This is a genomic window from Paenibacillus ferrarius (genome assembly GCF_002027705.1).
GTDB classification, from domain to species: domain Bacteria; phylum Bacillota; class Bacilli; order Paenibacillales; family NBRC-103111; genus Paenibacillus_E; species Paenibacillus_E ferrarius.
This window is the reverse complement of record NZ_MBTG01000001.1, coordinates 44,778-58,632: the sequence shown is the minus strand read 5'-3', so window position 1 is coordinate 58,632 and position 13,855 is coordinate 44,778. Positions and strand designations below refer to the sequence as shown.

Genomic DNA, 13,855 nt, shown 5'->3' with positions numbered 1-13,855 from the left:
GATGTAAATGTTTACTTTAGAAAACGTTGATCGAATTATTCAAAACATAGTAGTTCAACTATTGCCAAGTCAAAATTTATTTAAATGTTTGAAATACTCATCAGCAGATGCTCTGTCTCAAGAAGATATATCTGATAACGAAAAAATTGAAATGTTTGATCAATCCAATAAGGAAAAAACTAAAGTATTCTTTACACCATTAAGCCCTAATGTCTCAGATACAGCAGGATCTGAGTTGAGGATATATATTAGGAACATTAAACCTAATAATATCTATTTGACTAATGTTGATATTTCTATTCAGGTAATTTGCAGCAACTCTGTATGGAGAATGGACGAAGGAAGACAGAGACCACTAGTAATGCTTCAAGAGATAATATCACAGCTTAATGGCGTAGATATTGGATTTATTGGACAATTATTCTTCGAGAGAGATATCAGGATTATTCCTCACAATGACTATTATACAGGATACGAATTGATACCTTCAACGAGGTCGATCTAAATGAGAGTGTGGGGAGATCCATCTGAATTTTTAGGAATAAAGATATATCCAGCAACTATGGAAAACTGTGAATCATTTTATGAATGTGTTCAATGCTTATTATTTGAGAAAAACAGAATACAAGACATTCAGGTAATCAAGATGAGCTATCTTGATTTTTTGTTTGCATTAATCAGGCAAAACAATTCTTTATACGCCAAATTGGATAAATTGCTCTCTATAGTCCTACAAAACCAGAAGTATGACTTCACCTATGAAGACAGTAAGATCGGACTTCTTATTGAAGGCGTCAAACTGAATGGGTATGAATTCGAGGATATTAAGAGAATCATTTTACATCAAAATCTCATTCAAAACCGAGAAGATTTCTACGATGAGGATATGGAGAAAGAATTACAAGAAGCAGAGGAATTTTTATCTAGAAAGAATGGAACACCAGCAACATTAGAGGAAAGAGTCGTTGCTTTACATTGTTTATCTGGTAGCTCATTTCAGGAGATAAAAAAGTATACCATCTTTCAATTCAATAAGGCACTTGAACGCTTTGCGATAATTAAAAACTTTGATGTGTATTCTGCTCTCATGGCAGAGAATGGAGCATCAAAAGATATACAGCATTGGCTTAGTCATGTTGAAGACAGAGATAAATATGCAGATGTCATTATGTCAGAAGCTGAGTTTAACAAACTAACAGCTGATGAAGCATTTGGAAAAGCATAGATAAATAATACATATTCATTAGGAGGAATTAATTTGGCAGATAGATTTTTAGTATCAGTTGCAGACGTTATTATGAGAGATCCTAGTAATGACACAATTGTGGCAAAAGGTAAGACGCTTATTAATACTGCTTTCAAACAAGCAGTCACAAACCAAGAGGTTCGAGGTGGGTTTGGAAATGGACTCGCCTTTACATACTCACATGACAAAAAAATCGATGTTTCAGTAGAAGCTGCCAATTTTGAAGTCGGGTATATCGCTCTAAACAATGGTGTCGGAATCTTGAACGGACTTAAAGATTACTTTGTAACAGATGAGCTTGTTACATTAGTTGGTGGTTCTGGTGCTGTAGCTTCAACCCCTGTAGGCTCTGTTTATGTTCAAAAGTCAGATGGAAGTATCTTGACAGTTACTCCTACAGGTAAGAATTTTACGCTTGCTGGTGGAGCAAATTCAACTGTATATGTTTCTTATCAAACATCAACTTCCGTTGACTACATCAGTATCGATGCAGACAAATACCCTAACGCATATGAAGTCACTCTAATCGCTAAGATTTTTGAGGGTAAAGGTCAGGTTGCAGAATTACAAATTAAAATTCCGCAATTTAAAATTTCAGGGTCATTTGACCTCTCGCTTGCCGCAGCCTCAGTCAGTACAAGCAAACTAGAAGGTTCTGCTTTAGTAGATACAAATGGTAATTATGCGACAGTTATGATTAAACCTGTTGGCAATACCGCAGTTAGTTATCAAGCTATCGCTGCTACACCTGCCGCGGTTTCTTTATCTGCTGCTTCCCCTACTTCTCAAATCACAGTATACGGTATCCGTGGCGGTATTTATGCAAATACAGTTGTAACAAGTGGTTGCACATATGTAAGTTCAACACCTGCAACATGTACGGTTGGAGCTTCTACAGGACTAATTACACGGGTAGCGGCTGGTAGCTCAACGATTACAGTTACACATACATCGTCTGGAATTACAGACACTGTTGTTGTTACGAGCGCTTAATGTATTAAATCCATGTTTTAAACAGAGGGCAAGATTATTGTCTTCTGTATTATCACATGGATTTTATTGAGAGAAAGGTGGATTTAATTGGATGTATCAAATTGGAGTCAATTAGAGTCTCAAATAAACAAGATGGTGAATAATACATTAAAAAACGAAGTGGGTACTGTAGTTAAAAATACGATGCACGATACAATTGAAAATGTGACATATAAAGAGTATACCCCTTCAGAATACGTTCGAACTCATGAACTGTCTGACACTAAAAATATGAAGGTAAAACTTATTGATGCAAATACAATTGAAATCACTAACACGAGACATGATGAAGGAGTTGATGTAGCTAGAATTATTGCTACAGGGATAGGTTATACTTGGAGCCAATCAAGGATTTATCTAATGCAACCATTTGAAAGAAACTTTTATGAAGATACAGTAGAAGAACTAAGAAATACACATGAACACATTTATGCTCTTTTCAAGGGCTTACAAAGACAAGGACTTAATGTGCAAAGATAGGAAGGTGATTTAATGTCTACCATCAAGAAAAATATGATTCGCGATAGAGCACCGAAAAGTATTTCCATTACAGATGAGCAATACAAACAAGTTAATAAGGAAAACCGCAGATTAGCAGAGGAGTGGTTAAACGAGTCGACTCACTTATCACCAAACTCAATATCGCAATATAAATCTGCCATTAAAATATTCCTAGTGTGGATTCACGAAACATTTGGAGAGAATAAGCAAATTCACCAAATCAAGAAGAAGGACTACCTCCGTTTTCAAAATAGTCTAATTCGCAGAGGATTGTCTTCAGGTGGAGTAAAACTTAAAAGGAGCTGTATCTCTTCTTTTTGTAAATACATAATCAATTTTTACGAAGAGGAAGAAGATTACCTTACTTTTAGAAACTTTGTGGACGGTGTTCCTAATCCAACACTTAATAAAGTTTATGAAAAAGTACCCGTCTCCGAAGAAGAGTCGCAATTAATTATCAAGCAATTGACAGAAGATGAGAATTGGCAGTTACTTGCATTATATTATTTTATGTATATATCGGGTTGCAGACGTGGTGAAATCGTTCAAGTTCGCAGAGAGATTCTTGATTATGCTCCAGTAGAAGGTAAAAACTATTATTGGACACATAAAATCAGATGTAAGGGAAAAGGGCTTGAAGGTGAGAGCAGACCTATCATGTTTGATGACAAAGCAAGAGAGTATGTTAACAAATGGATGGAAGCGCGCGGAGAAGACGATAATCCCTATCTTTTTGTAACTAAATATAACAAATCGGTAAATCAAATTAAAATATCTACTGTTAATGATTGGTTTGCAAATATCATTTCTGATATTGTCGGTAGACGAGTAAATCCTCACATTACAAGAGCAAGTCGCTCAACTGACATTTTAAATTCAGGTTTAAATATTAAGATGGCTCAGAAACTACTTGGCCACAAAGACTCATCAACAACTGAGAAATTTTATGATTTACGTGAAGATCAAGAGGATATGGGTGGAATTTTTTAAGTAAAGGAGACATTCAACATGAAAGCTAAAATTTATGGACATGAAGTCGAAGGTACACCAGATGAAATTGCAATATTTAAACAAACTCTTGACGAACAACAAGCGAAGTTAACCAAGCCTAAAACATACGAGTATTCATTTTACCCTCCTGTATATATTGGAACGCCATTGAACTGGACTCAAATTACATGTAATACAGATTATAAGTAATAAATACTTAAATAAAATTCACATTTCATTGGGAGAGTGATTAAGTTGCCAAAGTTTGAATTTGACGATAATACATTGAAAAATTTATCCGTTTTCCTTTCAAGGGTCGATCTAAAAGGTGCTGAAGTAAACGAGTTTATGAAAATTATTCAGATTCTTAATAGTCCTGTTATTGAAGAAGCTTTAGATCAAAAATAATTTATATATGAACCTTCCTTATCTAAAAATGGTAAGGAAGTTTGGTGTATCAATTAGTATTCTTTCAGGCTTAAAAAATTAATCTATTATCCAAGGGGAGTGTCATTATGACAAAAAAAGTAAAGCAATTAAATCTTGCAGCAATTAATAACTTGCATAAAGAATATGAGAAACAAACGGAATATCAATTTGGAGAATATGCAATAAAAATTGATGATAAATTTCAAACATCGAAGATGGATAAATTGCTTCAGGAATATGGCGAACATTATAGAACAATTCATTCCTCAACAGATAGCCCTCAAGAAATGGATAATGCGAAGAGTTCCAGCTTAATGTTTATGCTTGTTATTAAGCACTTTACGGACTTACCTTTACCTGAAAAACTAACACTCGAAGAGTTGCTAAATGCGTTCTCAAAAATCGTTAATATTGGTTTATTCGAGATGATTATCAACAATATCAGTGAAGAAAACATGAATTGGGTTAGAGAGAAGTTAGAATTGGGAGCTCAATCTCTACGGACAAAATTGATTGAAATGGATACGATTCTACAAACAATTGAAAGCAATACTAAGAACGATAATATACAAGTTTAACCTAGAAGCGAAACTATTCGCTTCTTTTTTATTTTAAAAAGGAGCGAAGCGAATTATGGCAGGAGACAATAATTTAAGAATTATCATTCAAGCAGCCTTAGATGTTCAGAAATCCTCAGTTACTGTTAATGAACAACTAAGGCAATTATCTTCAAAAATTTCTAATCTCAAAGTCAATGTAAATGTAGATCAACTCAAGAAATCAATCACGGATTATGAACAATGGTGGGCAACTGCTTTATCTAAGGAAGAAAAGCTAAGAGAGCAAGTCTTGCAATCTGAACAAAAGATGCGTAAAGCACTTGATGATAAAAGCTTAAAAGAGCGTGAGCAATCCCTCCAACAAGAACAAAGAATCAGAAGACAGATTGAAGAGAACGCAAGAAGAGATGCTGAACAAACTTCTAAAAAACAACGTGAGATGGATTTAATTCATGGTCGCGCTCTTCAAGATAATGCTAAATTCGATGAGCAAGCTCGTAAAAAAAGCCTTGGAGATCTCGACACTTTAAGCAGTAAATCAAATGCTATTTCTGAGAAAATAAAAGGAATGGCTATAGCATTACCACTTTACTTTGCAGGTCACGCGGCTTTCTCAGCGATAATCAACACTTTCTCTGAAGGATTTAGAGGAATGATTGATATTGAAGCAAAAATGGCTGGGTACATTCAAACAAATGAAAAGTATTTTGTTTCATTCTCTGAAGGTACACATGAAATGAAATTGAATACTCAGAAAGCTAATGAAGAGTCTGAGAAGTTTATTCAGACAACTCATGCTCTGGGTGCTGAAATTGATAATGTGTTGGAATCTGCTCGTTTGTGGGGAAGGCTTTATAAAGATAATTTAGTTGTTCAGGAAATGGTAAGACAGTCAACTCAATTGTCTACCGTTGACTTAGTAAGTCTAAATGATTCAACTAAAATGATGGAAGCAACAATCGCTCAATATGGAGTCCAAATTCGCAATGTAAATGACGCACAAGTTCAGGGGACAAGGATTTTAGATTCTTGGTCATCTGTTGCGCATAATACAATGGCTCCAGCAAAAGATATAGGTGATGCTTTCGAACGTACAGGTAAGATCGCTTATGAAACAGGTGTCTCGTTTGATTTCATGAATGGTTTAATTTCTGCTGGTGTACGTAATACTGCTCTCGGTGGAGCAAACCTAGGGAATATGTGGAAGACAGTTTTAGGTACAATTCGAACCGATAAAGCAGTCAATGAATTGGAAAGACTTGGAGTAGTAACAAAAGAATTAGTAAACGGGTCGGAGCAATGGAGAAAAGCAGAAGACATACTCCTTGATTTGTCAATTGCTGTTACTGATAAAAACTATGACTTAACAAAGTCATATCAAGATATTTCTCGTGGTGTATATCAATTTGCAAAATTAGCAGCCTCATTAAACGCAGGCGACATCTTGCTAGGCGTATCAGCATCTATAAATTCAACTGGTGCAACAATGGATTATCTTAAAATCCAAATGGATACCATTGAAAGAAAATCAAAACAAGTTAAGGCAAGCTTGCTGGATGTTTTCACTAAAGCAGGAGATGATGGACTTAGATCCTCTATTAAAGATGTTCTTGATGTTATTGATCGACTCTTGATAGGTTTAACCAATGTTCCAAAAGGAGTCTATGAGGGAACCGCAGCTATTGGTGGTCTTTTACTTGCATACGTTGCGTTAAAGACGCCCATAACGAGTCTCATTACAGCAATTGGCGTTTTGACAGGAGCTAAGACTCTTGAAACAACAGCTATTGCAGCTAATACAACAGCCAATAACGTAAATATTATCTCGTCTAATGGAGCGACACTTTCTACTGTTCGAAGAACTGTTGCGACTGAGGCAGGGGTTGTTGCACAAGGAGCATTAACCGTAGCTACAAGAACTGCTACTGTAGCTATGTCCACTCAAGCTGCAGTGATGACTGTTGCAACAGCGGGAATAGCACTTCTAGTTGGCTTACTTGCTGTGTATGTGTCGAATTTGGGAGATGCTGAGATAGCTGAAAGAACTCTCAGAGAAGAAAAAGAGAGAGCAATAGCCAAAGAAGAGCAAAAAATTAATCAATATCAAAGACAGATGGAATTTCTTGAGACATTAAGAAGCGCTCATGAAAAACTCACAGAAGCACTAAAAAATCAAAATTTAACTGAAGAACAAAAAGCAACTATATCTGGGCAACTTAAGAAAGTTGAACAAGCATTAAATGAGACTGTAGACGATAGTGGCAAACAACGGATAAAAACAGCGGGTATAACAAAAGAATCAGTCGATATCGAAATTCAAGCTATCTCAGACAAGAGACAAGAAGCAATGACTAGTACTTTAAAGGTCATTCAAATTGACAAAGATGAGACTCAATCAAAAATTACTCAGGCTAAAACAAGGATAGCGGCACTCCAAGAAGAAATTAAAGTTCAAAAAGCCAAAGCTGATCAAGAAGCAGAGTCGCCAACCTATAAAGCTGCAAAAAAAGTAGAATCAATACAATTTGGAGGGTTAGGTGCTTTTGAAAAATGGTATCACAAGAATATCACACCTCTGAATCCATTCGAAAAAGCTTCAAATAGCCCTTATAAAGAAAACGACAAACTTCAGGCAATGCAAAAAGAATCTAACGACTTACAAAAAAAGTTAGAGGATAGCCAAACAAGATTAGACGAATTGTCAGCACAATCAACCCAAATTATTTTAGATCCTAAAAGCGATCCTCTTGCTGGTGCATCGGGAAAAACAAAAAGAGACACAAAAGAATATAAAGATCGTAAAGACTCGTTTGATGAGAAAATGAAAGACTTTCAGCATCTTGTGAATATGGAATCTGATGGCTATAAAGATGCAAAAGGACAACTTACAAAGCTACAAGAAATCAGAGGACAGTTTGAAGATCTCAATGCTGAAGATTTGTATGGTATTGATGAGAATATTTACAGGGCTCAACAGGGAATTGTTAATAAAGCTAAAGGAATTGGCTCAGGTAGTGAAACTCCTTCACCTTTTGATGACTCACAGAAATATAAAATTGATATCTATAAAAATTCGTTACGCGATTTAGATACTCAACTTAAAGAATCTGAATCAGTCATGACTCGTTACAATGAAACATCTAAAGACTATCGTGATGAACTGACTAAACAAATTGGTATCACTCAAAAAAAACAGGAAGCGACGAAAAATGAAGGTGTTCGTCTACGTGCTGATATCACCAGTCTTGAATCTCAAATTGCAAAAACGAGTGACCAAAAGCAACAAAACGCATTGCTTCAACAACTTGATCAAGCTAAAACTAATCTTGCAAGTTTATCAAGCGCTTGGTGGGACTATGAAATTAATATTGAACAGTCTCAGAAAAAACTTAAAGAGTCTCTATTCAACTTTTCTAAGGATTGGATTTCAAATGAGAAATCTACAATGGAACTCATGGGTAAATCAGAAGTTGAAGTTGCTCAAATGGTCTATGAAGCTTGGAAACGTGTAAGTGATAAACGAAGCGAGTATACATCTGAACAACAAGAAGAGATAAATAAGAATCTCATTCAAGCTGACAGCGCTTTAAAGAAGACTCAAATGACCCATTCAGACAAGTGGATTCAAGATGAAACTGACCGTATGACTATGGCAGGGAAATCTGAAATAGAGATTGCTCAGATGGTATTGGATGCTCGTAAACGTATGGCAGATGAACGATGGACACAAGAACGAGGTATTACTGCTCTAACAACATCCGAGCAACTTAAAGCAGATAAGGAAGTCTTTGATGCTCGTAAAAAGTTGGATGACCTTCAGCAATCGAATTCCAAAAAACTTGCCGACAACCTTAAAGATGTTATCAATAAGATAAAAGACGCTTCAAATGATTATTATGAAGGGCTTAAAGAAGCTGAAGATAAGCGGCATGAATTGGTTAAAAAGAACCTTGATGACGAACTGACGAAGTTTGAAGAGAGTATTAGCAATATTAAAAAGGCGATGAATCGTGACGATGACACTGATACTTTTAATGCCTCTTTAGCTAAAGCTCAAAAAGAAGCTCAAGACCTTTTAACCAAAAAGAACAAATATGAGTTAGATGATTCTCTAGAGGGAAAGTCAAAACTTACTGAACTAGAGAAACAATATGCTGATAAGCAAGATGAGATTCAAAAGCTGCAAAGTGACCGAACTAAGAAATTACGGACAGATAGTCTAGATGATGCTTTAGAGACTGAAAAGAAAAAAGTTGATGCTGCTAAGAAAGCTGAAGATGATAGATATAAGGTTGCAAAAGACTCCTTAGACGCACAGAAAAAAGCAGCTGAATTATATTGGCAAAATATCATTAGTGATACTTCAAAATTTAGCAAGCTCCAAAGTGATATCATTGGCGGTCATTTCGATGAGATTACAGGAAAAATGGAAGGTTTCAAAAATAATATCGCTGGTATCTCCGCTTTGATAGGCGATGCTTTAACAAGTGGAATCACAGATAAATTGCAAAATGCTATAAATTTGGTGAAAGCTTATAGTGGAAATCCAAGTGGAGATAGTTCAAATAATTTTGCGAAAACTCCTAATTCTGGATCTAGCGGAAATTCAGGTAATCAACCAACAAGTGGATATTACACTCCTACTTCAGAAAGTGAAAAGAATGCCAGAGATATGATGAAAAAGAATAGTTCATTATATGATTCTGCTGATGAGGCTACAAAGAAACAACTGCACCAATCTAATCAAGGGTGGGGATCATCAATTGGAGCTACCTACAGTAACGGTACTTGGTATAAAAATGGTCTCCCTTTGTATCATGGTGGTGGAGAAGTTGGAGTTCAAGGCACAAGTCAAGAAAGTTGGATGAGCAAATTTTTAAATAGTGATGAGATGCCATCTATCTTGAAAAAGTCTGAAGTTGTATTGAATGATCCTATCAAGTTTATCACTCAGTTAGGACAGAATGCGTTGAGCAATATCGCTAATATGCTTGGTGGTAAAGATGCATCTGGAAACTCTAGTCCTACTTATAACTTATCTCTAAACATCGCTTCGCTGAATGGCAATAAACAAGAAGTGGATTATGCATTAAATCGTTTATCTAAAGGAATGAAACAGCTAGGCTTGCAATAAGCAGAACTATCAACGGGTCAGGTACTTAAGTGTCTGGCTCTTTTTTTATGTTAGGTGGTGGGAACAAATAATGATTAGGCAATCTAAAAACTTTACTTTTAATGGTGAATCGAATGACGCGTATGGAATTATTAGTGTCAATCTGTCCACTGGTATGCAATCTGAGCCATTTGGAGCAAGTACAACCATCAAGGAAGTTGAAATACGAGGAAATAGTAAACGATATTTTCAAGGGGTGCAGAGATCACCATTAGAGTTCACAGTAACTTTTGCATTCTCCAATGCGTTCACATCTGACGAATTACGATCAGTTTCAAGATGGCTAACAACGGACTTCTACGCACCTCTTCAATTTTATGATGGTACGGGAGAAGATTTGAAACAAATATATTATGTGATGTTTGTTGATACACCTGAATTGGTTACAAATGCAGCTAATCATGGATATGTAACATTAAAAGCTCATTGTAATGATGCATACGCATATTCAAGTATTTACTCTGATATTGTTGATTGCTCGACAAACATTCCTGAAGGAACAAAGTATACATTTCAAAACTTAGGTGATGTGTCTTGTTCTCCTATCATTGAAGTACAAATTGTCAGTGGCAGCTCATTTGCAATTACAAACTATAGTAACGGGACTAGTAAAGTACTTTCATTTACAGGATTATCTGTAGGAGAAATATTAAAAATTAATTGTGAGAATGAAGTCATTGAAAGCTCAACTGAAAGTTTAAGATACGACAATATGACGACTAACAGCGTTTTCTTCACATTTCCTACAGGCGCAAACTATCTCAATATTACTGGGAATGTACAGGTCTGTTGGAATTATGAGCATAAATTTAATGTAGGTTAGGAGTCTTAAAATGTTACAAGAAATAGACTATACAAGAGTCAATGAATATAGGCCGCGAATATCCCTTTGTGATCCTTTAAAGAAAACTCTTTCAATTCTCAAAGAGGCATATGAGATCAATCAAGTAACCAAATTAGGGAATATCAATAATCTCAGTTTCCGTATTCCTTACAACTTGGAGATTCAACATAAGCTAGTTAGGAATAAGAACGCTGATTTAATTAAAGAACGTTTACTAATTAAGATTCAAAAGAAGACTGAATTCGAGTATTATGTAATCACTCAAATCTCAGATATCATGACGGATAATGAAGACTACAAGGAAGTCACTTGTGAATCATTAGCAATGCAATTGTCATGGCGTAATATCCGCGGCTACAGTGAAATATCAAAAACAGCCACAGAGATATTAACAGACATACTTGTTGGAACTGGATGGTCAGTTGGCTCTGTAGATTCTTCGTTTAATCAGATGCGGAGGTCTCCAACAGTTGATGATGATACGGTCTTAGGTACAGTGTTTAAGGTTGCTGAAACATTTAATGCACTCGTTGTATTCAATAGCATAAATCAGACAATATCCTTCACAAAAATTGATGTTGTTGCACCGTATGAAGGATTAAATGTGAGTTTTGGTAGATTGCTGAAGAACGCAAATAAGACTGAGGATATGTCCGAGTTCTGCACACGACTTAAGGTATTTGGGAAAGACGGATTAACTTTAAGTGGAATAACAGCAGCAGGATCAAACTATTTGGAGAATTATAGTTTTTACTTATTCCCGTTCACTCAGGATGTCAATGGCAATGTAACGAAGTCAAGCTATTACATGAGTGATTCATTAGCTTCAGCACTAGTTGCTTATCAAAAGAAAAGTGTTGCTGCTTCTGGAACTTTGCAAGGATACTTGGCTCAGAAAGTAGCATTACAAGCAACTAAAACATCACAAGAAAATGTCCTATATGGATATAAGAATGAATTAGCCATCATCAACGATCAATTGGTTGTCGCAAATGCTAATAGCCAAAATAACTCAACTATTATCGCTAATAAGGCAGCTAAAGAAGCTCAAATTGCTGCTCAAAATAGTCTAATTGCAACTACAAAGTCAAGTATTAATGCTGTAGATTCCAATATTCTTACGTTGAAAAATTCATTATCAATTGCAAACAATTTTACTCAAGCACAAGTAAATGAATGGCAACGAGGCGGGTACATTAATGAGCGTACATACACAAATGATCTAGTAGACAATGAGACTGAACTATTGAAGTTAGCAACAGCTGAATTTGATAAGATTCGTGAGCCCAAAATATTACTCGAGATTGATATTGTAGACTTATTCAGCGTAATAACTGAACAGAAGATGTGGCCAAAAGTTCGACTTGGAGCACAGATTAAAGTATACGTTGAAAAGTTAGATATCAATATTAAGGCAACGATTATTCAATTGGAACAGAATTATGAATCGGATACTATTAAAGTGACGATTTCTAATGTTCAGGAGTTTAAGGATGAAGACACCCAGCTTCTTAAGAAGTTGTATGGTAGTATTTCTGCTGCTAACACTTTAACGACAGAAAAGTACGGGTGGCGTGATGCCCGAGTGAATGTAGATGCTGTTAATATTAAACTCAGCAATCCGTGGGATTCCAGCACAGTTCCAGTTAAGGGTGGTTATGATGAAACAATAGAGATAAGTCATCGAGGAATTATTATGACATCTCCAACAGACAGTAATAATATGCTAATTTTGAATCATGCTACACTTGCGATCTCAAATGATAGCGGACTTAATTGGCAAAACAGTATCACTCCAAATGGAATCAATGCAACTTCAATTCGTGTTGGAGAATTATTTGGAATCAATGCTACGATTGGAACTGGTAACAATGTATTCAAGATGAATCAGAGTGGTATTTCACTTGGTAATTCTACATTCTCCAGCGCCCCTTTTCGTGTTGACATGCAGGGGAATTTATTTTCAAACTCAGCTAACATAACAGGAACTATAAACGCAACAGGCGGTACATTGGGGAATTTGACTGTCACTGGTACTTTGTCAGGTGGAAGCATTTTTGGTAGTCAGATCGTTGGATCAGACATTAGGACATCTAATTTTTCATTTCCAAGAGTTGAGTTAAAGTCTAGCGGAAATCTAATTAATGTTATGAGAGATGCAAGCAATTATTTAAGTTTTGATCCTTATGCTTCAGGTGCACCTGCAATTAACTTTTTAGATAGTGGAAGTGTAATGGCATCTATAAAGTATGTATCAAGCTTTGGTCTGATGCTGGCTTCCTTTGGAAAGATGACTTTACAAGCTAGTTCTGGGATAGATATTTCATCAATAACAAATTTCCCAAGCTGGTCTAATCTGTTTGCCTCTTCTGGTTCATCAGGTGGAGGTAGGACACTAGCTACTGAATTAGGAATAATTAACTCGCGACTTGCAGCATTAGAAGCAAGACCGCCAATTTAATATGTGCCTTTTATGGAAAATGATGCTATAATTTGAAGCATAAAGTCTTATAAAAGGAGCGTTTCAAATGAGAAAATATATAATTGGTGCGTTTTTCGGAATAGCGTTAACTCTATCTGCGTCTGCATTTGCTGATGAGTTCAAGAGTCTCATCGGCTTAGAAGTCAAAGGTGAAATGCAAGTATATGTTGATAAAAAACCTTTAGAAAATTCAGCTATCATTGTAAATGATGTCAGCTATTTACCTGTACGAAATTATGCTGACTCAACTGGTTACAAAGTAACATTTAACGGAAATGAGAGAAAAATTATGTTAGATAAAGAAGCAGTTGTGAAGACTCCAATAACTAAAGAAGAGCAAGCAGTTATTGATTATCAAAACGGTTTAGAGTATACAAATAGTCAAATTTCATTTTTAAAAGGATCGATTGCATTTCAGGAAGCTATTGTTGATCCAAGAAGTTTTAAATCAGATTCTGAAGTAACAGCAGCCAAAGCAGAACTAGAACGACTTAACGCTGAACTTACTAAGTTTGAGGCAAAGAAAGCTGAATTGGAAAAGAAGTAGTAGTTAAAATTATTTGTCTAAGGTCACTCAACTTTGAGTGGCTTTTTTAGT

General features: G+C 35.7%; 12 protein-coding genes. All 12 read left to right on the top strand.

Annotation, left to right across the window (positions count from 1 at the left end; all coding sequences use genetic code 11):
• The first annotated feature begins 7 nt into the window (after positions 1–7).
• The 12 genes from BC351_RS00320 (at position 8) to BC351_RS00270 (ending at position 13,804) form a co-directional block, all read left to right on the top strand.
• Positions 8–505 (top strand): hypothetical protein, encoded by a 498-nt coding sequence (locus tag BC351_RS00320; protein WP_079408716.1) that lies wholly within the window; start codon positions 8–10, stop codon positions 503–505.
• Positions 506–1,225 carry a hypothetical protein gene (locus tag BC351_RS00315; protein WP_079408715.1) on the top strand — a complete coding sequence of 240 codons (720 nt, stop codon included), beginning with the start codon at positions 506–508 and terminating at the stop codon, positions 1,223–1,225.
• Between the two features lie 33 nt (positions 1,226–1,258).
• A complete protein-coding gene (locus BC351_RS00310) occupies positions 1,259–2,239 on the top strand; it encodes a hypothetical protein (protein WP_079408714.1) in 981 nt (326 codons plus the stop codon).
• A gap of 87 nt (positions 2,240–2,326) precedes the next feature.
• On the top strand, positions 2,327–2,758 hold the full coding sequence (locus tag BC351_RS00305; RefSeq protein ID WP_079408713.1) for a hypothetical protein: 432 nt from the start codon (positions 2,327–2,329) through the stop codon (positions 2,756–2,758).
• Between the two features lie 12 nt (positions 2,759–2,770).
• Positions 2,771–3,769: a tyrosine-type recombinase/integrase gene (locus BC351_RS00300; protein ID WP_079408712.1), complete on the top strand. Its 999-nt coding sequence runs from the start codon at positions 2,771–2,773 to the stop codon at positions 3,767–3,769.
• Positions 3,770–3,787: 18 nt separating this feature from the next.
• Complete coding sequence (locus BC351_RS00295) at positions 3,788–3,979, top strand: hypothetical protein (protein WP_079408711.1); 192 nt, start codon at positions 3,788–3,790, stop codon at positions 3,977–3,979.
• A 45-nt stretch (positions 3,980–4,024) separates the two neighbouring features.
• Positions 4,025–4,177: a hypothetical protein gene (locus tag BC351_RS41965; protein ID WP_158081936.1), complete on the top strand. Its 153-nt coding sequence runs from the start codon at positions 4,025–4,027 to the stop codon at positions 4,175–4,177.
• Between the two features lie 107 nt (positions 4,178–4,284).
• Complete coding sequence (locus tag BC351_RS00290) at positions 4,285–4,776, top strand: hypothetical protein (RefSeq protein WP_079408710.1); 492 nt, start codon at positions 4,285–4,287, stop codon at positions 4,774–4,776.
• A gap of 55 nt (positions 4,777–4,831) precedes the next feature.
• Complete coding sequence (locus BC351_RS00285; protein WP_079408709.1) at positions 4,832–9,892, top strand: phage tail tape measure protein; 5,061 nt, start codon at positions 4,832–4,834, stop codon at positions 9,890–9,892.
• A gap of 70 nt (positions 9,893–9,962) precedes the next feature.
• The gene (locus BC351_RS00280; protein ID WP_079408708.1) at positions 9,963–10,754 is read left to right on the top strand and encodes a phage tail domain-containing protein; all 792 of its coding nucleotides are present in this window, start codon (positions 9,963–9,965) and stop codon (positions 10,752–10,754) included.
• 10 nt (positions 10,755–10,764) lie between these two features.
• A complete protein-coding gene (locus BC351_RS00275) occupies positions 10,765–13,236 on the top strand; it encodes a phage tail spike protein (RefSeq protein WP_079408707.1) in 2,472 nt (823 codons plus the stop codon).
• A 67-nt stretch (positions 13,237–13,303) separates the two neighbouring features.
• A complete protein-coding gene (locus BC351_RS00270) occupies positions 13,304–13,804 on the top strand; it encodes a stalk domain-containing protein (protein WP_079408706.1) in 501 nt (166 codons plus the stop codon).
• Positions 13,805–13,855 lie beyond the last annotated feature (51 nt).

Bases quoted from the DNA above. Each gene is read 5' to 3' on its own strand.
- BC351_RS00280 (WP_079408708.1), top strand. From the start codon at position 9,963: ATGATTAGGCAATCTAAAAACTTTACTTTTAATGGTGAATCGAATGAC.
- BC351_RS00275 (WP_079408707.1), top strand. From the start codon at position 10,765: ATGTTACAAGAAATAGACTATACAAGAGTCAATGAATATAGGCCGCGA.
- BC351_RS00285 (WP_079408709.1), top strand. From the start codon at position 4,832: ATGGCAGGAGACAATAATTTAAGAATTATCATTCAAGCAGCCTTAGAT.
- BC351_RS00320 (WP_079408716.1), top strand. From the start codon at position 8: ATGTTTACTTTAGAAAACGTTGATCGAATTATTCAAAACATAGTAGTT.
- BC351_RS00315 (WP_079408715.1), top strand. From the start codon at position 506: ATGAGAGTGTGGGGAGATCCATCTGAATTTTTAGGAATAAAGATATAT.
- BC351_RS00295 (WP_079408711.1), top strand. From the start codon at position 3,788: ATGAAAGCTAAAATTTATGGACATGAAGTCGAAGGTACACCAGATGAA.
- BC351_RS00300 (WP_079408712.1), top strand. From the start codon at position 2,771: ATGTCTACCATCAAGAAAAATATGATTCGCGATAGAGCACCGAAAAGT.
- BC351_RS00290 (WP_079408710.1), top strand. From the start codon at position 4,285: ATGACAAAAAAAGTAAAGCAATTAAATCTTGCAGCAATTAATAACTTG.
- BC351_RS00270 (WP_079408706.1), top strand. From the start codon at position 13,304: ATGAGAAAATATATAATTGGTGCGTTTTTCGGAATAGCGTTAACTCTA.